14 protein-coding genes are annotated in these 17,452 nt (G+C 63.7%); 12 read left to right on the top strand and 2 right to left on the bottom strand.

What is annotated here, in order from left to right:
- The first annotated feature begins 2 nt into the window (after positions 1-2).
- From lptE to ACP7BV_RS10535, 11 genes are all read left to right on the top strand, one after another.
- On the top strand, positions 3-515 hold the full coding sequence (gene lptE / locus ACP7BV_RS10585) for an LPS assembly lipoprotein LptE (RefSeq protein ID WP_426103780.1): 513 nt from the start codon (positions 3-5) through the stop codon (positions 513-515).
- Between the two features lie 20 nt (positions 516-535).
- Positions 536-1,552 carry a DNA polymerase III subunit delta gene (holA, locus tag ACP7BV_RS10580; RefSeq protein ID WP_426103779.1) on the top strand — a complete coding sequence of 339 codons (1,017 nt, stop codon included), beginning with the start codon at positions 536-538 and terminating at the stop codon, positions 1,550-1,552.
- Between the two features lie 208 nt (positions 1,553-1,760).
- Entirely contained in the window at positions 1,761-3,026 is a 1,266-nt protein-coding gene (locus tag ACP7BV_RS10575; RefSeq protein WP_426103778.1) for a glutamate-5-semialdehyde dehydrogenase, read from the top strand.
- Positions 3,027-3,039: 13 nt separating this feature from the next.
- On the top strand, positions 3,040-4,428 hold the full coding sequence (locus ACP7BV_RS10570; protein WP_426103777.1) for an AAA family ATPase: 1,389 nt from the start codon (positions 3,040-3,042) through the stop codon (positions 4,426-4,428).
- Positions 4,429-4,439: 11 nt separating this feature from the next.
- Entirely contained in the window at positions 4,440-5,048 is a 609-nt protein-coding gene (locus tag ACP7BV_RS10565) for a hypothetical protein (RefSeq protein ID WP_426103776.1), read from the top strand.
- A gap of 3 nt (positions 5,049-5,051) precedes the next feature.
- The gene (locus tag ACP7BV_RS10560; RefSeq protein WP_426103775.1) at positions 5,052-5,468 is read left to right on the top strand and encodes a CopD family protein; all 417 of its coding nucleotides are present in this window, start codon (positions 5,052-5,054) and stop codon (positions 5,466-5,468) included.
- An 11-nt stretch (positions 5,469-5,479) separates the two neighbouring features.
- Positions 5,480-6,079 carry a 2-hydroxychromene-2-carboxylate isomerase gene (locus ACP7BV_RS10555; protein ID WP_426103774.1) on the top strand — a complete coding sequence of 200 codons (600 nt, stop codon included), beginning with the start codon at positions 5,480-5,482 and terminating at the stop codon, positions 6,077-6,079.
- 68 nt (positions 6,080-6,147) lie between these two features.
- On the top strand, positions 6,148-7,350 hold the full coding sequence (locus ACP7BV_RS10550; RefSeq protein WP_426103773.1) for a THUMP domain-containing class I SAM-dependent RNA methyltransferase: 1,203 nt from the start codon (positions 6,148-6,150) through the stop codon (positions 7,348-7,350).
- Between the two features lie 11 nt (positions 7,351-7,361).
- The gene (locus ACP7BV_RS10545; RefSeq protein WP_426103772.1) at positions 7,362-8,642 is read left to right on the top strand and encodes a multidrug effflux MFS transporter; all 1,281 of its coding nucleotides are present in this window, start codon (positions 7,362-7,364) and stop codon (positions 8,640-8,642) included.
- Between the two features lie 219 nt (positions 8,643-8,861).
- Positions 8,862-11,084, top strand: coding sequence for an HDOD domain-containing protein (locus ACP7BV_RS10540; RefSeq protein ID WP_426103771.1), 2,223 nt, complete (start codon positions 8,862-8,864; stop codon positions 11,082-11,084).
- Between the two features lie 80 nt (positions 11,085-11,164).
- Complete coding sequence (locus tag ACP7BV_RS10535; RefSeq protein WP_426103927.1) at positions 11,165-13,327, top strand: putative bifunctional diguanylate cyclase/phosphodiesterase; 2,163 nt, start codon at positions 11,165-11,167, stop codon at positions 13,325-13,327.
- Positions 13,328-13,348: 21 nt separating this feature from the next.
- Here the strand turns inward: ACP7BV_RS10535 and ACP7BV_RS10530 are convergent, their stop codons facing one another.
- Together ACP7BV_RS10530 and ACP7BV_RS10525 are read right to left on the bottom strand one after the other, a co-directional pair.
- The gene (locus tag ACP7BV_RS10530; RefSeq protein WP_426103770.1) at positions 13,349-13,729 is read right to left on the bottom strand and encodes a MerR family transcriptional regulator; all 381 of its coding nucleotides are present in this window, start codon (positions 13,727-13,729) and stop codon (positions 13,349-13,351) included.
- Positions 13,730-13,819: 90 nt separating this feature from the next.
- A complete protein-coding gene (locus tag ACP7BV_RS10525) occupies positions 13,820-14,434 on the bottom strand; it encodes a hypothetical protein (protein WP_426103769.1) in 615 nt (204 codons plus the stop codon).
- A 191-nt stretch (positions 14,435-14,625) separates the two neighbouring features.
- Here ACP7BV_RS10525 and ACP7BV_RS10520 point away from each other — a divergent pair, with 191 nt between their 5' ends.
- Positions 14,626-17,379 (top strand): M16 family metallopeptidase, encoded by a 2,754-nt coding sequence (locus ACP7BV_RS10520; protein ID WP_426103768.1) that lies wholly within the window; start codon positions 14,626-14,628, stop codon positions 17,377-17,379.
- Positions 17,380-17,452 lie beyond the last annotated feature (73 nt).

Here is a 17,452-nt window from a genome sequence, read left to right as displayed (position 1 = left end):
GCATGAGCGCCTTTCGCAGGTTCGCGCTGGTGCCGCTGTTAGTGCTGATGCTGGCAAGCCTGTCGGCCTGCGGCTTTACGCTGCGCGGCTCGGGCGGCACCTACAGCATGCCGTTCAAGAGCATCTACCTGGGCTTTGCCGAGACATCGGCGCTGGGCACTGAGCTGGGGCGCAACCTGCGCGGCGGCGACCGGGTCGATGTGGTCAGCGACATCGGCAAGGCCGAGGCGCGCTTCGAGGTGCTGTCCGAAAAACGGTCCAAGTCGATTCTCTCGCTCAACGCCCAGGGCCGGGTGCGCGAATACCTGCTGAACTACACGCTGGTGTTCCGGGTGCTCGACAACAAGGGCGACGAGCTGTTGACCCCGACCGAAATCGCACTCAAGCGCCCGCTGACCTTCAATGAAAGCCAGGTACTGGCCAAGGAAGCGGAAGAAGCGCTGTTGTACCGCGACATGCAGACCGACCTGGTCCAGCAGATCATGCGCCGCCTGGCCGCGGTCAAACCGAACTGAGACCGGACTGAGACCGAACGATGCAGCTGCGCGTTGATGCACTTGAAGGCCACCTGGCAAAGGCGATCGCACCGTTGTATGTGATCAGCAGCGACGAGCATCTGCTCGCGCTGGAAGCTGCCGACAAGATCCGCCGCGCCGCGCGCGCCAACGGTTTTTCCGAGCGTGATGTGCTGACGGTGGAGCGCAGCTTCAAGTGGGGCGAGCTGCTGGCGGCCAACCAGGAAATGTCGCTGTTCGGCGACAAAAAACTGATCGAGCTGCGCATCCCGACCGGAAAACCCGGCAAAGACGGCGGCGCCGCGCTGCAGGCGTACGCCAAGGCGCTCAGCCCCGACAATGTGACCCTGATCACCTTGCCCAAGCTGGACTGGCAAACTGCCAAGGCGGCCTGGGTTGGCAGCTTGCAGCAGGCCGCGGTGTACATCGAGATTCCCATCATCGAGCGCGCCGCGCTGCCCAACTGGATCGGTACGCGCCTGGCGGCGCAGGGGCAAAGCGCCGAGCGCCAGGGGCTGGACTTCATCGCCGACCGGGTCGAGGGCAACTTGCTGGCGGCGCACCAGGAAATCCTGAAGCTGGGACTGTTGCATGAACCGGGCAAGCTGACGTACGAGCAGATTCACGAAGCGGTGCTCAACGTGGCGCGCTACGATGTGTTCAAGCTGTCCGAAGCCATGCTGGCGGGTGACCCGGCGCGCCTGGTGCGCATGCTGGAGGGTTTGAAAGGCGAGGGCGAGGCGCTGCCGCTGGTTTTGTGGGCCGTCGCCGAGGAAATCAGGACGCTGTTAAAATTGAAATCCGGGATGGCCCAAGGAAGGCCGCTCGGACTGCTGCTCAAGGAGGCCCGGATCTGGGGCCCGAAGGAGCGCATGATGGAACCGGCACTCAGGCGTATCTCGCTGGCGGCGCTGGAAAAGGCGCTGCAGGATGCAGCGCAGGTGGACAAGATGATTAAGGGCCTGCGCGCGAAAGCGTTTGCGGGCGATGTCTGGGATGCGATGCTGCATCTGGCATTGAAGGTCGCACGCGGCTGATCGACGGTTGGGGCAATGCATCTGAACTCAGAGCCGAGCCCGACGTTTTTCGGCCCTGCGGTTCGCCGTCCACGGCGACGCATGGCGGAATGCACTGCGTTTTTCCGCCCTACGCAAATTGCCGCCTGCTTAACGTAGGGCGGAAAAGCTTCGGGCTCTGAGTTCCCCTCGCATTCCGCCAATGCCAGCACATAGAAAAAGCAAACAAATGAACATTACCGAATACATGCAATCCGTCGGCCAACGCGCCCGAGTCGCCTCGCGCGCCATGGCCCGTGCCGACAGCGCCACCCGCAACCGTGCGCTGCTGCTGATCGCCGACGCCATTGTGCGCGACGCCCCACTGCTGCGCGCCGCAAACCAACTCGACCTCGACGCCGCCCGGGCATCCGGCCTGGCCCCCGCCATGCTCGAGCGCCTTGCGCTGTCCGAATCGGCCATCAACACGATGGTCGAAGGCCTGCGCCAGATCGTCTCGCTGTCCGACCCCATCGGCGAAATCTCGAACCTGAAATATCGCCCCAGCGGCATCCAGGTCGGCCAGATGCGTGTGCCGCTCGGCGTGATCGGCATCATCTATGAATCGCGCCCCAACGTCACGGTCGACGCGGCGGGCCTGTGCATCAAGAGCGGCAACGCCACCATCCTGCGCGGCGGCTCGGAAGCCATCCACTGCAACCGGGCGCTGGCCAAAATCGTGGCCGAAGGCTTGCTCGGCGCCGGCCTGCCGACCGACGGCGTGCAGGTGGTCGACACCACCGACCGCGCCGCCGTGGGCGCGCTGATCACGATGCCGCAGTACGTGGACGTGATTGTCCCGCGCGGCGGCAAGGGCTTGATCGCGCGCCTGATCGATGAAGCGACGGTACCGATGATCAAGCACCTGGACGGCATCTGCCACGTGTATATCGACGCCAAGGCCGAGATCGCCAAGGCGCTGGCGATCGCCTTCAATGCCAAGTGCCAGCGCTACGGCACCTGCAACACCATGGAAACGCTGCTAGTGGCGCGCGCGATTGCGCCGGCCGTGCTGCCGCAGCTGGCCGCGCTGTACGCGACCAAGGAAGTCGAGCTGCGCGCCGACCCGGAAGCGTTCGCGCTCCTGGCCGGCTACCCGCACCTGGTTGCGGCCACCGACGAGGACTGGAGCACCGAGTATCTCGGCCCCATTTTGGCGATCAAGACGGTGGAGAACATGGACGAAGCGATCGACCATATCAACACCTGGTCGTCGAAGCACACGGACGCCATCATCACCGAAGACTACAGCGCCGCCATGCGCTTTTTGCGCGAGGTCGATTCGGCCTCGGTGATGATCAACGCATCGACCCGCTTTGCCGACGGTTTTGAATACGGCCTGGGCGCCGAGATCGGCATTTCGAACGACAAGCTGCACGCGCGCGGCCCGGTTGGCCTGGAAGGTTTAACATCCTTGAAGTACGTCGTCTTCGGCCACGGCGAAATTCGCAACTGATGAGGTATCGAGCATGCTGATCCGGTTTCGCATCAAGGGATTCAAGAGTCTTGAAGATGTGGACCTGCGTTTTGGCGCCTTGACCGTGCTGGTCGGGCCCAACGATTCGGGCAAGTCGAACGTGCTTGATGCGATCAATTTCCTGTCGCGGCTGTGTGATGGATCTGTAGCCGATGCGGCGGCCGGCGTGCGTCCCTCGGCTGCGTTGTCGCGTGATGCGGTTTCCATTTTCTCCGTGACGCGCCATGGCCGGGCGGAAACCATGACGCTTACCGCCGACTTCCTGGTCGATCAGCAGGTGGCGGACCATCAGGGGCACAGGGGAACGAGCGCCGCTACCGCGCTGCGTTATCAAGTCTGCTTGAGGCGTCAGCTTAAAACGGCAGCGGCAGCGGCGCCGGCCGGCATCGTGATCGAGTCCGAAACGCTAGAGGGCATCAGCAGTGCTGAACTTGCCGATCACATCGGCTTTGACATGGCTCCATCATTTCTTGAGTCTCTGCATGCCGGCGCGAGCAGTAAGCATTTCCTGTCGATGGATGCGGACCATCCCGGTACCTTGCTGGTGGCCGCTGAAGAGCGGGGCGCACCGCCCACCCGCTTTGCGCTGGGCGCATCGGCGCGCACGTTCCTTAGTACATGCGAGACGATCGAGCGCCCAACGGCGCTTGCGGCCCGGCGCGAGATGCAGCGCTGGTGCGTCATGCGGCTGGAAGTTGCAGCGCTGCGCCGGCCGGATGGCCTGCATGCTTCGCCCTATCTCGCGCCGGATGGCGCGCATTTGCCGTCGGTACTGGAACGGCTCAATTGCGATGAAGCCATGGTTTACCGGCTCGCAGCCCTTGTGCCCCGCGTGACCCATATCACCGTCGATATCGACCAACTGGCGGGAAGCAAAACCTTCCATGTCGAGACCGTCGGGGAAGGACGCATCGATGCCGCTTCGCTTTCTGACGGCACACTGCGTATGCTCGCCTTTGCCGCGATTGCAATGGACCCGGACCCGGACGGTCTGATCTGTATCGAAGAGCCGGAAAACAGCTTGCACCCGAGCGCGCTGCGCCTGCTCGTTAATCTGATCGGCGAGACGGTTGTGGACGCGAGATTCCCGGTTGATGCGGATAATCCATTACGGCAAATTTTGCTTGTTACGCATGCCCCCAATATCGTACAGGCAGCCGGTATCGACGATGTGCTGGTCGCGGCAACGTATAATCGTGATGGCGCGCGCTTTAGCATATTCAGCCCCTTGGCCGGTAGCTGGCGCGCCCGGAGCGGCGTGCCGAGTGCGGTGGGGTTCGGCGCCTTGCTCTCTTACCTGGAATCAGGGGACGGGGACGCAGTCGAGGCGGACAGTCCGGCCAGCGTTTTGCGCTCATATCGCCACTTGCCGTCGACGTAGGTCAGCGGCTGATGATTCTTCGCTATACGCTTGTCGCCGACGGCAGTTCCGACCAGTTGCCGATGCACGTCATCGACTGGCTGATTGCTTTTCACAGGCCCGATCTGGCAGTAACTGGCAGCTTTGCCCGCGATCTCGGCAGGGTCGGGAGCCGATTGTCGGATCGTCTGCCGGCAGCGCTCACGTTATATCCGTGTGATATGCTTTTCGTGCACCGCGATACCGAAGGAGTCGCTATCGCAGAGCGCGTGCGCGAGATTGACGAGGCGGCGCGGCCCTTGCATTCGCACTGGGTGCCGGTGGTGCCGGCGCGCATGACGGAAGCGTGGTTGTTGTCCGATGAAATTGCGATCCGCGCCGTTGCGGAAAACAAGTATGGCCATGTCAGGCTCGACTTGCCGCCCAAGCGGGAGTGGGAAACAGTGATCAATCCCAAACAAGTACTGTTTGATGCACTGGTGCTTGCCAGCGGAAAAACGCGGCGGGCGCAGGCCAGGTTCTCACTTCCTAAAGCCCGCGCCATGGTCGCTGCGTGGACGACCGATTTTTCACCCTTGCGTGGGCTTGCGTCGTTTGACGCGCTCGAAACAAGCTTGCTCAACGTTCTTATGGATTTCTAAAATATGCTCTGGATTAAAGCTCTGCACATCGTCTTCATCGCGTCCTGGTTCGCCGGCCTGTTCTACTTGCCGCGCATTTTTGTCAACCTGGCGATGGAAACCGACAAGGCCGCCATTGCCCGCCTGCTGCTGATGGCGCGCAAGCTCTACAAATTTACCAACTACCTGTCGATTCCCGCGGTATTGCTTGGCGTGGCGCTATGGCTGGGCTGGCGCGAAATCTTCACCGGCGGCTGGCTGCACGCCAAGATCGCGCTGGTGGTGCTGGCAATTGGCTACAATCATGCCTGTGGCGCCATCCTTAAAAAGTTTGAAAAAGGCGTCAATACGCGCTCGCACACCTGGTTTCGCTGGTTTAACGAGGTGCCGGTCGTGCTGCTGCTGGTCATTGTCATCCTGGTGGTCGTCAAACCTTTCTGATTGGCACAAGCATGGGCAAGACCGTCACTTATTATCTGACACCGCAGTCGCCATGGACCTACCTGGGCCATGAACGCCTGGTGGCACTGGCAAAAATGCATGACGCCAGGATCGACATCAAGCCTTTCGACCTGGGCAAGGTGTTCAGCGTCTCGGGCGGGCTGCCGCTGGCCAAGCGCGCGCCGCAGCGCCAGGCTTACCGCTTGGCCGAGATGGCGCGCTGGGCCACGCAGCTTGATTTGCCACTGAACGTACAACCGAAGTTTTTCCCGGTGCCGCCCGAGCAGGCGGGCAAAATGATCATCGCCGCGCGCACCAGCCTGGGCGAGGATATTTCGCTGGCGGTCGCAGGCGCCATCATGCGCGCCCTGTGGGCCGAAGAAAAAAACATCGCCGACGAGGCCACGCTGGTGCAGGTGGCCGATTTGTGCGGCCTGGACGGGCGCATGCTGCTTAAGTCCGCCGCAACCGCCGGCGTGCAGGAACAGTACGACAAGAACACGGACGAAGCGATCGGCGCCAACGTCTTCGGCGCGCCATGGTACGTGGTCGATGGCGAAGCGTTCTGGGGCCAGGACCGGCTTGATTTCGTGGAACGGGCAATAAGCTAAATTAATTGAGCAATACCAGCAATACCAGCAATACCAGCATTTTTTACACAACGGATAAAGGGTACACCATGGCTTCATATTTTTGTCCTTGCCCGCGCGGCATGGAAGCGGCGCTGGCCGAGGAACTGGGCGAAATCGCGCTCACCAGCACCACCATGAAAGTGCACAATCAAGTGCCGGGCGGCGTGCACTGCTCGGGCGACATCACCGATTCGTACCGCATCAACCTGCATTCGCGCATCGCTTCGCGTGTGCTGATGCGCATCGCCCACCAGAGCTACAAGAACGAGAACGACATCTACGACCTGGCGCTGGCGCAGCCGTGGGAAGACTGGTTCGGCGTGGACCACACGATCCGGGTCGACGTCACCGCCGTCAAGTCCCCCTTGCGCAGCCTGGAATTTACCACGCTCAAGATCAAGGATGCGATCTGCGACCGCTTCCGCGACCAGTTCGACCAGCGCCCGTCAGTCAATACGCGCGAGCCGGACATGCGCATCGTCGGCTTTCTGGACGCGCGCAATTTCACGCTGTACCTCGACACGTCGGGCGAGGCGCTGTTCAAGCGCGGCTGGCGCGAAGAAACGGGCGACGCGCCGCTGCGCGAAAACCTGGCTGCGGGCATGCTGCGCGTGGCCGGCTGGAAGCCTGGCATGGTGCTGTTCGACCCCATGTGCGGCTCGGGCACGATCCTGATCGAAGCGGCGCAAATGGTGCAGGGCATTGCGCCAGGCGCGAGCCGCCGCTTTGCCTTTGAAAAGTTCAACACCTTCGTGCCCGGCCCTTGGCAAGAGATGAAGAACGCCATTGCGCCAAGCGCACTGCCGGCAGAACCCACCATTTTCGGCAGCGATATTTCGGGCGACATGATCGAAATGACGCGCCACAACCTGAAAATTGCCGGCATCCGCTTCGAGGTGCCGCTCAAGCAGATCGAGGCGCAGGAAGTCAAGCCGCCCACCGAGCAGCCGGGCATCCTGCTCACCAACCCGCCCTACGGCGAGCGCATCGGCGTGCGCGGCGACAGCACGGTGCCGGCCGATGAAATGTCGGTCTCGTTCTACTCGGCGCTGGGCACCACGCTCAAGCAGCGTTTCGCCGGCTGGACCGTGTTCCTGTTCACGGCCGACCTGTCGCTGCCAAAACTGCTGCGCCTGAAAGAAGCGCGCAAGACGCCGTTTTTCAATGGCGCGCTCGAATGCCGCCTGTTCAGGTTTGACATGGTGGCCGGTTACAACCGCCGCGAAGAAGCCAAGCCCAAGCAGCCATAAGGAGCGTTGTCATGTTCCCCAGCCCGCCATCGAACCTGCCGCCGGACCCGGTCACCCCGGTGCCGCTGCGGCCGGTGCACCAGATGGCGCTGCCGGGAACGGTGATGCTTGCCACGCTGCTGGCGGGGCTGTCGATGCTGGGGCCGTTTTCCATCGACGCCTACCTGCCGGCCTTTCCCAACATCCAGGCCGACCTGAAGGCCACGCCGATCGAGGTCCAGCAAACCCTGACGGCCTACATGCTGGCCTTTGCCGCCATGGTGCTCTGGCATGGGGCCCTGTCGGATGCTTTCGGGCGCCGCAACGTGATCCTGGTGTCGCTGGTGGTCTTCGCCATCGGCACCTTTGGCTGCGCCGCCTCGCACTCCGTGCACTACCTGTGGATCTTTCGCATCATGCAGGGCGTGTCCGCGGGGGCCGGCGTGGTGGTGGGGCGCGCGATCATCCGCGATCTGTATGCCGACGCGGCGGCGGTGCGCCTGCTGTCGCTGGTGACGATGATCTTCACCATCGCCCCTGCCATCGCGCCCATTTTGGGGGGCTGGATCGTGGCCTATTCCGACTGGCGCACGATCTTCCTCGCCTTGCTGGGCTACACGGTGCTGCTGTTTATCTATTGCTACAAGCGCTTGCCGGAAACGCTGCCGCCGGACAAGCGCCAGCCCTTCAACCCCGGTTTTCTGTGGCAAAGCTACAGCGCCATCTTCAGTTCGCCGCTGTTTCACATGAAGGCCGGGGTGGTCGCGCTCAATTTTGCCGGCTTGTTCCTGTACATCACGGCCGCGCCGGTGATGCTGCCGGTGCATCTGCACCTGGGGCCGGACCAGTTCGGCTGGCTGTTCATTCCGTCGGTCAGCGGCATTTTCATGGGCGCGCTGGCCGCCAACCGGATTGCCGGAAAAATCACGTATGCGCGCCAGATCGGCATCGGCTTTGGCTTTTTGCTGTTTGCCTGCGCCGTCAACGTGCTCTATCACAGTTTGTTTCCGCCAGCGCTGCCTTGGTCGGTCGCGCCGATGTTCATCTACACCTTTGGCATGTCCGTCATCGCCCCGGGCGCCACGCTGCTCACGCTCGACCTGTTTCCCCACATCCGCGGCACTGTCGCCTCGTGCCAGTCGTTCGCGCTCACTTTGCTGGGCGCGCTGGTGGCCGGCGTGATCGCGCCTTTCCTGTCGCACTCGGTGCTCTGGCTGGCTATCGGGCAAGCCTGCTTCGCCCTGCTGGCGCTGGCGCTATGGATCGCGTCGCGTCTGTATCGGCGTTCGCTGGCCCGCAATCCGGCACTGTGACCGCGCTGTAACCCCGCTGCGATATCGACAAAAGAGCAAGATTGCATTTATGCATATTCTTAGAGTTAACTTTGGTGTAGTTATGCTAATATCGTTTTTTCCAAATCCACAGGCGCGGGCCGCAAGCCGCGTCCGGGCTGCATAAAAAAATATTGTCGTGGCTGCGTTGCCGTTGGGCGCCACCTCCAAAATAACGTACGTTGGCGGCTTTTCGAGACGATGCATCAATCAGACAATGATATTCGCAATCGGTTGCTGATTGCCCGTCTGCCGGCTATGCCGCAGATGTTGATCAAGTTGATCGAGCATTTGCAGGCCGACGACCTTGGCATGCAAGCGCTGGCGGCACTGGTGTCAAACGATCCCGGCATGGCCAGCAAGATCCTCGCCGTTGCCAACAGTTCAGCCTATCACCGCAGCGCGCGTGCCATCGGCCTGGAACACTCCCTGATCACGCTGGGCACCGACATGATCAAGCTGCTGGTCATCGGCGAATCGGTGTTCCAGACCTTCAGCAATTTCCCCCATTCCGGCAGTACCGATTTGCGCAGCTTCTGGAAGCACTCGCTGTGCGCCGCCATGATCGCGCGTGACCTGGCCGATCACATCGGCTACGCGCAGGGCGAGGAAGCCTACCTGGCCGGCCTGCTGCATAACGTGGGCCGGCTCGCGCTGCTGGCCACGGCCCCCCAGGAATACGCCTTTAACTTTGCCGCCCGCGACGACGAAGACTTGTGCGCGGTCGAGCAGCGCACTTTGCACATCACGCACGCCGAGGCGGGCGCCTGGCTGATCGAACGCTGGCACCTCGACTCCTTTCTGGCCGACGCCGTGCTGTACCACCACGAGCCGAGCAGCAAGCTGGCCGACAGCCATCCCTTGATCCGCATCGTGCGCGTGGCGCACCTGCTGGCCACCCACGGTATCGACGGCGCCGACGTGGCCGAAGGCTTGCCGCTGTGCGGGGTGGACCTGGAGCAGGCCGCCGCCATGTGCGCCGCCGCCGCGCAAAAAGTCGGCAAGGCCGCCGCCGACCTGGGCATCGACCTGGCCGGCGCCGACCAGATCGATCCGCCGCCGGCGTACGCGCCAACGCTGCGCGACCCCGTTCAGCAACGCCTGTCGGACGACGTGCGCAGCCTGGTGCTGGTGTCCGAAGTGGGCCAGGCCTTTGCGCGCCAGCAGGGCGAAAGCGCGCTGCTCGAAGCGATGACGCGCTCGGCGCGCATCCTGTTCGACTTCGACAACGCCATCATCCTGCTTGAAAACGCCAGCGGCCATGCGCTGGTGGGCACCCCGAGCGGGCAGCAGCAGCGCGTGGCCGAGTTCTCGGTCCCGCTCGACAAGGGCGGCGCGCTGGCCGACGCCGCGCGGGAACGCCGCCTGGCCTTGATCCCCGGCGAGGCGCATCAGATCGGCCTGGCCGAGCAGCAGCTGCTGCGCATCCTGGGCACCGACGCCATGCTGTGCGTGCCGCTGCTGGCCGGCACGCGCTGCCTGGGCGTGTTGGTGGGCGGCGTCGCGCTATGGCAGGCAGCCGCGTGCAAAAATCGCGAGCGCTTCCTGCACGCGTTCGGCGCGCAGGCGGCCAACGCGCTTGAAACGGCGATGGCCGGGCGCGGCCACGCGCGCCGCCAGCTGGCGCACGTGGCCGAGGAATACCGCGAAGCGTCGCGCCGCGTGGTGCACGAAGTGAACAACCCGCTGTCGATCATCAAGAATTACCTGAGCGTGCTGGACGACAAATTGAACCGGCAGGAACCGGTGGTGGGCGAGATGTCGATCCTGAACGAGGAAATCGACCGCGTCGGCCACCTGATCAACGGCCTGACCGAGGTGCCGATGCTAGACGGCGCGCGCAGCACCAGCCTGGCGCGCGTGGTGGACGATGTGCTGCGCCTGTTTCACGCCACCGGCTTTGTGCCGGCACAGGTGGCGCTGACGTCCACCATGAGCAGCGTGTGCGGCGACATCGCGTGCGACGCCGACGTGATCAAGCAGATCCTGGTCAACCTGATCAAGAACGCGGTGGAAGCCATGCCGGACGGCGGCAAGATCGAGATCGCCGACCGCAATCATGTCAACCGCGACCATCGCCTGTATGTGGAACTAGTGGTCAGCGACGACGGTCCGGGCCTGCCGCCGGACGTGCTGGCCACGCTGTTTACGGCCGCGGGCACCGGAGGCACAAAGAGCACAAAGAGCACAAAGAGCACAAAGAGCACAAAGAGCACAAAGAACGCCGGTGGCGCCAAGGGTGGCCGGCAGCGCGGCCTTGGCCTGTCGATCGTGCACGCCCTGGTGACCAAGGTGGGCGGCATGGTGGCCTGCCGCAGCGGCCCGGGCGGCACCGTCTTCGAGATGCTGCTGCCGGTGGCCGCTAGCGCGCTGGCCAGCGTGGCCTTTACCTCGCCCGCGTTCGACGCGGCTAGCGCCCAATGACGCCACGTCACCCGGGCATGATCGACCCTTCGGCCCTGCTGCACGACGCGGTCGGCGCGCCGGCCCAGTTCGAGCTGGAGATGTTGCCGCGCCTGCTGCTGGTCGACGACGAACCGCGCCAGCTCGCCTCGCTGCACGACCTGCTGCGCGAGCGCGGCTACCATTTGCATACGGCCGCCACCGGCAAGGATGCGCTCGGTCTGATCTCCAGCCTGCGCTTCGACCTGGTGCTGCTCGACCTGCGCCTGCCCGACATGAGCGGGCACGCGATCATGGACTTCATCAACGAGCAGGCGATTGCCGCCGACGTGATCGTGATGAGCGGCGACGTCGGCATCGAGGCGGCCATCGGCGCCTTGAATCGCGGCGCCTACGGCTACCTGCGCAAGCCGTACAGCCGCGAGGAGCTGCTCAAGACGGTGACCAACGCGCTGCAGCAGCGCCGCCTGCAGCACGCCAACCGGCGCATCGCCTCGCAGCTGGAAAACTCCGAAAAGCTGTACCGCTACCTGGTCGACAGTTCGCCCGACATTATCTACACGCTCAATCACGAAGGGCGCTTCACGTTCATCAACGACCGCGCCTACCAGCTGCTGGGCATCGCGCGCGAGGAGCTGATCGGCAAGCATTACACGATCCTGGTGCACGACGAAGACCAGGAGCGCGCGCGCTACGTGTTCAATGAGCGGCGGGTGGACGAACGGGCCTCGCGCAATGTCGAACTGCGCCTGAAATGCAGGAACGGCAGCGGCCACGGCGCCGAGCGCACCTTCAGCAATACCTTGATGACGATCTCACTTAATGCGATCGGCATGCACGTGCCCGACGAGGATGTGCGCAAACTGGAGTTCTTCGGCACCTACGGCGTGGCGCGCGACATCACCGACCGCAAGCACGCCGAGGAAGTGATCTCGTACCAGGCCTACCACGACATCCTGACCGACCTGCCCAACCGCATGCTGTTCAAGGACCGCCTGGGGCTGGCCGTGATCCAGGCCAAGCGCAAGGGCGCCGAGCTGGCCGTGATGTTCATCGACCTTGACCGCTTTAAGCTGGTCAACGACACGCTGGGCCACGTCAAGGGCGACGAACTGCTCCAGCAGGTGGCGCTGCGCCTGAAGGAATGCCTGCGCCGCGGCGACACGCTGGCGCGCCAGGGCGGCGACGAATTTACCATCGTGCTTCCGGAACTGGTGCAGCGCGAGGACGCCAGCGCCATCGCTCAGAAATTCCTGGAAAGCCTGCACCAGCCGTTCGACCTTGACGGCCATGAAGTGCACATCTCGGCCTCGATCGGGATCGCGGTCTATCCACATGACGGCGAGTCGATCGACGAACTGCTGCGCCACGCCGACATTGCCATGTACCAGGTCAAGGCGCTGGGCAAGAACGGCCACAGTTTTTATCACGACTCGATGCTCGACGTGTCGCACCAAAAGATCGCGCTCGAACAGAGCTTGCGCAAGGCGCTCGAGCAGAACGAACTGGAGATGTACTACCAGCCGCAGATCGACATGGTCACCGGGCGCATCGTGGGCGCCGAAGGCTTGATGCGCTGGAACCATCCGCAGCGCGGCCTGCTGACGGCAGGCGAGTTCCTGCCGTTCGCCGAGGACAATGGCTTGATGCTGCCCATTTCGGACTGGATGCTCGGCGCCCTGTGCCGCGACATGCAGATCTGGAATGCGGCCGGCGGGCAGTCGATCCGGCTGTCGCTGAACCTGTCGCCGCAATACCTGGACCGCGGTGATTTCTTCGAAAAGATGCGCGGCGCGCTGGTGCGCTACGGGATTTCGCCGGCCCAGATCGAGGTTGAAATCACCGAGAACATCTGTATCCGCAGCCCGCAGTACGCCATCGAGCAGCTCAATAAATTGTGCCAGCTGGGCGTGTCGGTGGCGATCGACGATTTCGGCACCGGTTACTCGTCGCTGTCCTACCTGCACCGCTTCCCGATCCATACCATCAAGATCGACCAGTCCTTCGTCAGGGAGATCGACGACGAGCATGGCCATTATCCGGTGATCCTGGCGATCATCTCGATCGCGCGCGGGCTTGGCCTGCATTTGATTGCCGAGGGCGTCGAAACCGACGTGCAGGCGCGCTACCTCAAGTCGCACGGCTGCGTGACGATGCAGGGCTATCTGTTTCACTTTCCGGTGACGCTGGCGTCGTTCATCTGCGTGCTCGAAGAGCATTTTGCGGTGCCCGACAGCGCCGCCCCGGCTGCGCGCGTGGCGTGATACTGTCCGTCACGCCACGGGTCACTCCGGCTCGGCGGGTCCACCCTGATTGCGTTGTTCAAGCAGGCCATACAAACGGCGCTGTGCACGATCGCGAATGTCGGACAGTTCGGCAATGCGCCTTTCGATTTCGCCCACCTTGCTTTGGTAAAGACCGATCACGTCTGCGCAGATGCGTTGCCTTGGGCGGGGATCGAGCATCAATGCCACGGGGCCGATTTCATCGAGGGTGAAGCCATTGCGAAGCAGCACCCGAATGCGCAGGACGTGTTCCACTGCGGCCCCGTCAAACTGGCGATAGCCGTTGCTGCTTCGCGTGGCCACCAACAGGCCACACTGTTCGTAGTGACGAATGACGCGCACGCTGCATTGGGTTTTCTTCGCCAGCACACCAATTAACATCAACATTGCTCCATCACGTTTTCAAGGCCAAGGCGATCCCCCTGTTGGGGGGCGCTCCAATGTGCCAAAGTGTAGCCTAGTCGGCGCCACTTATTTGAACGGATCCCCGTCGCCGCCCGCAGGCATTGAATGGTCCGCGGTATCGGTGTCCCAGGTTGCCGATAGAACGCACCAGCGCCGCCCATCGTGCAAGAGCTGGAAACTGTTGACCCCGCGGCTGTTAACGACGCCGCCAGGATGCTCGCGCGTTTCGTAGCCGCTCCAGACGTGTGCAATGTGGCCGAACTGTTGAACGCGCTGAAAAATCTCGCGTTCATAGAAACCTACCTTGGCGAACAGTCGCTCGTTCAGCGCGATGAATGCGGGGAGCGTTTGCGGCGCCGCTGCAAAGCCAAGGGCAGGGCGATGCTGGGTCGGTGTAATGAGGGCGCCCGGCGCATGCAAGCCTTCCAGGCGCGCCCAGTTCTTCGCGCTGTTGGCCGGTCCCGACACGGTGTCGTAAAGGGCCTTGACCAAGCTGTCTGGGCTTGCCGCGGCGGGGTCAGCGCGCTGCGCGCCGCAGGCGCTCTGCTCGGCGCGTGTTGCGTCTTCAGCGCGGCATGCGGCCGGCAAGGCGCTCAGCAAGCCGAGCAGCAACCCAGGCAACAACAGCGGGGCGGTCCATCGTGCAGGGATGACGCCTGCGAGGTTTCTCAGTATGTTCATTTGATTGCCTTGTGTAGCATCAGGCCGGATTGCCTAACGCCTGGCCAGGGTAAGGTCTGACACTAGTGTCATGGTCAAGCAGAAAACACGCGCCACGCGTGACGCATGCATATCAAAAATAACTCCCGCGGTCGCCGGTCGGGCCCCCCGCCTCTGGCAAAATGAGCGGTCAACCCCACGCCCAGGCCACCATGAAAAAACTTCTCGTCCCCCTTGCCATCGCCATGCTGGTGTCGGCCCTTCCGGCACACGGTGCCAGCCCCGCGCCAGTGCCGCTCGACCGCAATGCCTACACCATCGCGCATAAAAAATTCGTGCTCTCGAACGGCCTGACGCTGATCGTGCACGAAGACCATAGCGTGCCGATCGTGGGCGTGAACCTGTGGTACCACGTTGGTTCGCGCAACGAAAAGCGCGGCAAGACCGGTTTTGCCCACCTGTTCGAACACTTCTTCTTCAATGGCTCCGAAAACCATCCCTTCGGCTTTCGCGAAGCGATGGACGACCTGGGCGCGAACAACCGCAACGGCACCACCAACAACGACCGCACCAACTTCTTTGAAGACGTGCCCGTGTCGGCGCTCGAGCGCACGCTGTTTCTCGAGTCGGACCGCATGGGCTACCTGGCCAACTATATCTCCAAGGACATGCTCGAGCGCGAACGCGGCGTGGTCCAGAATGAAAAGCGCCAGGGCGAGAACCAGCCCTACGGCAAGGTGTGGGGTGAAATCGGCGCCAAGATGTATCCGTATTCGCATCCGTATTCGTGGCCCGTGATCGGCTCCATGGACGACTTGAACGCGGCCTCGCTGGCCGACATCAAGGAATGGTACCGCACCTTTTACGGTCCGAATAACGCGGTCATCGTGCTGGCCGGCGACGTGACGCCGGAGGCGGCGCTTGCGCTGGTGACCAAGTACTTCGGCGCCATTCCCCCCGGCCCGGCGCTGCCGCGGCTGGCCACCTGGATCCCCAAATTGGAAAGCAATATCCGCGACGAGATGGAAGACCAGGTGCCGCAGGCGCGCATTTACCGCGCCTGGCATGCGCCGGCCACGCGCGACGCGGAACTGCAGCGCCTTGGCCTGTTGTCGGGCGTGCTGGCCGGCGCCAAGAGCGCGCGCCTGGAACGGCGCCTGGTCTACGAAAAAGGCCTGGCCACGGCGGTGTCGGCCGGAATCGACGACAATGAACTTGGCAGCACCTTCATGCTCACCGCCACCGTCAAGCCGGGCGTGGACCCGGCGCTGGTCGAGAGCGAACTCGATGCGGTGCTGGCCGAGCTGCTCGACAAAGGCCCCACGGCGGGGGAACTGGCACGTGTAAAAACGTCGTCCCTGGCCGGCTTTTCGCGCGCCATCGAGCGCCTGGGCGGCATGGGCGGGCGCTCCGACGTGCTGGCCCAGAGCATGACCTACGGCGGCAAGCCGGACTTCTATCTCGACCAGCTCGAGCAGATGCAGGCCGCAACGCCCGCGCAGGTCAGGCAGGCCGGCCTGAACTGGCTGCGCGCGCCGCATTACACCATGACCGTGCGCCCGCTTGCCAAGCTGGCGGCCGGCCCCGCCACGCTCGACCGCAAGCTGGTGCCGGCGCTGGGCGCCGCGCCCGACGTCGCATTCCCGGCCATGCAGCGCGCACAGCTGAAAAACGGCGTCAAGGTGGTGCTGCTGGAACGCCATTCGGCGCCGATTGTCAACGTGGCGCTGGCGCTGGACGCCGGCGCCGCCTCCGACAACGCGGGCAAGGGCGGCGTAGCCTCGCTGGCGCTGGACCTGCTCGACAAGGGCACCAGAACGCGCGACACCTTCGCGCTGTCCGACGCGCTCGAGTCGCTCGGCGCGAGCCTGTCGACCGGCACCAGCGCCGACCTGTCCTTCGTGCGCCTGCAGGCCACTGCGGCCAATCTGGCGCCGTCGATCGCGCTGCTGGCCGACGCCGCGCTCAACCCGGTGTTTGCCGCCGACCAGTTCAGCAAGCAAAAGCAGCGCCGCCTGGCGCAGATCGCGCAAGACCAGGCCAGCCCGACCGGCCTGGGCCAGCGCGTGATGCCCGCCCTGTTGTACGGCGCCGGCCATGCCTACGGCAAGCCGGCCGCCGGCACCCAGGCCAGCATCGCCCCGCTCACGCGCGAGGACTTGCTGGCCTGGCACGGCGCCTGGTTCAAGCCGGGCAGCGCCACCATCGTGGTCACCGGCGACACCACGCTGGCCAAGGTGATGCCGGCCCTGGAAGCGCGTTTCGGCGCCTGGAAGGGCGGCGCGGCGCCGGCCAAGCCGGCCGTCACGGTCGCGCCCACGGCAGGCAAGCGCGTGTTCCTGATCGACCGTCCGGATGCGCCGCAGTCGACCATCATGGCGGCCCACATCTCGCAGCCGGCGGGCCAGCCGGAAGACCTGGCGATGGAACCGGTGATGCAAAATTTCGGCGGCATGGCGACCTCGCGCCTGAACCGCAACCTGCGGCTCGACAAGCACTGGAGCTACGGCACCTACGGCCAGTTAACGGGTGTGCGCGGCCAGCGCGCCTTCATCGTCACCGCCCCGGTGCAGACCGACAAGACGCGCGAAGCGATGCAGGAAGTGGCCAAGGAGATCGGCGGCGTGGCCGGCGCCCGGCCCCTGGCCGGCGCCGAATACGCGAGCATCATGCGCAACATGACGTCGCGCCTGGGGGGGCGCTTCGAAACCATCTCCGCGCTGGAGGGGGCCGCCATCACGTCGATTAACCTGAACCTGGCGGACGACTACTGGCCGCGCTACGCGGCCAATATCCGCGCCCTGGGCGAGCCGCAGCTGGCGGCAGCGGCAGCGAAGTACGTGTATCCCGGCGAAGTGGTGTGGCTGGTGCTGGGCGACCTGAAAAAGATCGAAGCGGGCGTACGCAGTCTGGGCTGGGGCGAGGTGACGGTGCTCAATGCCGAAGGCGATCCGGTAGCGCGCTAGCCTGAATTTTGCATAAAAAAGGGCAAGAATGCCGTAAGTGATTGATAAAATGGGAGTTATCAAGAAACACAAC

This window comes from Massilia sp. TSP1-1-2 (assembly GCF_049896185.1).
Lineage (GTDB): Bacteria > Pseudomonadota > Gammaproteobacteria > Burkholderiales > Burkholderiaceae_D > Telluria_A.
The sequence above is the reverse complement of the archived record's forward strand: the minus strand, read 5'-3'. Positions and strand labels throughout refer to the sequence as shown.

Excerpts from the sequence above, each read along its gene's own strand:
- lptE (WP_426103780.1), top strand. The coding sequence starts at position 3 with ATGAGCGCCTTTCGCAGGTTCGCGCTGGTGCCGCTGTTAGTGCTGATG.
- holA (WP_426103779.1), top strand. The coding sequence starts at position 536 with ATGCAGCTGCGCGTTGATGCACTTGAAGGCCACCTGGCAAAGGCGATC.
- ACP7BV_RS10575 (WP_426103778.1), top strand. The coding sequence starts at position 1,761 with ATGAACATTACCGAATACATGCAATCCGTCGGCCAACGCGCCCGAGTC.
- ACP7BV_RS10570 (WP_426103777.1), top strand. The coding sequence starts at position 3,040 with ATGCTGATCCGGTTTCGCATCAAGGGATTCAAGAGTCTTGAAGATGTG.
- ACP7BV_RS10565 (WP_426103776.1), top strand. The coding sequence starts at position 4,440 with ATGATTCTTCGCTATACGCTTGTCGCCGACGGCAGTTCCGACCAGTTG.
- ACP7BV_RS10560 (WP_426103775.1), top strand. The coding sequence starts at position 5,052 with ATGCTCTGGATTAAAGCTCTGCACATCGTCTTCATCGCGTCCTGGTTC.
- ACP7BV_RS10555 (WP_426103774.1), top strand. The coding sequence starts at position 5,480 with ATGGGCAAGACCGTCACTTATTATCTGACACCGCAGTCGCCATGGACC.
- ACP7BV_RS10550 (WP_426103773.1), top strand. The coding sequence starts at position 6,148 with ATGGCTTCATATTTTTGTCCTTGCCCGCGCGGCATGGAAGCGGCGCTG.
- ACP7BV_RS10545 (WP_426103772.1), top strand. The coding sequence starts at position 7,362 with ATGTTCCCCAGCCCGCCATCGAACCTGCCGCCGGACCCGGTCACCCCG.
- ACP7BV_RS10540 (WP_426103771.1), top strand. The coding sequence starts at position 8,862 with ATGCATCAATCAGACAATGATATTCGCAATCGGTTGCTGATTGCCCGT.
- ACP7BV_RS10535 (WP_426103927.1), top strand. The coding sequence starts at position 11,165 with ATGTTGCCGCGCCTGCTGCTGGTCGACGACGAACCGCGCCAGCTCGCC.
- ACP7BV_RS10530 (WP_426103770.1), bottom strand. The coding sequence starts at position 13,729 with ATGTTAATTGGTGTGCTGGCGAAGAAAACCCAATGCAGCGTGCGCGTC.
- ACP7BV_RS10525 (WP_426103769.1), bottom strand. The coding sequence starts at position 14,434 with ATGAACATACTGAGAAACCTCGCAGGCGTCATCCCTGCACGATGGACC.
- ACP7BV_RS10520 (WP_426103768.1), top strand. The coding sequence starts at position 14,626 with ATGAAAAAACTTCTCGTCCCCCTTGCCATCGCCATGCTGGTGTCGGCC.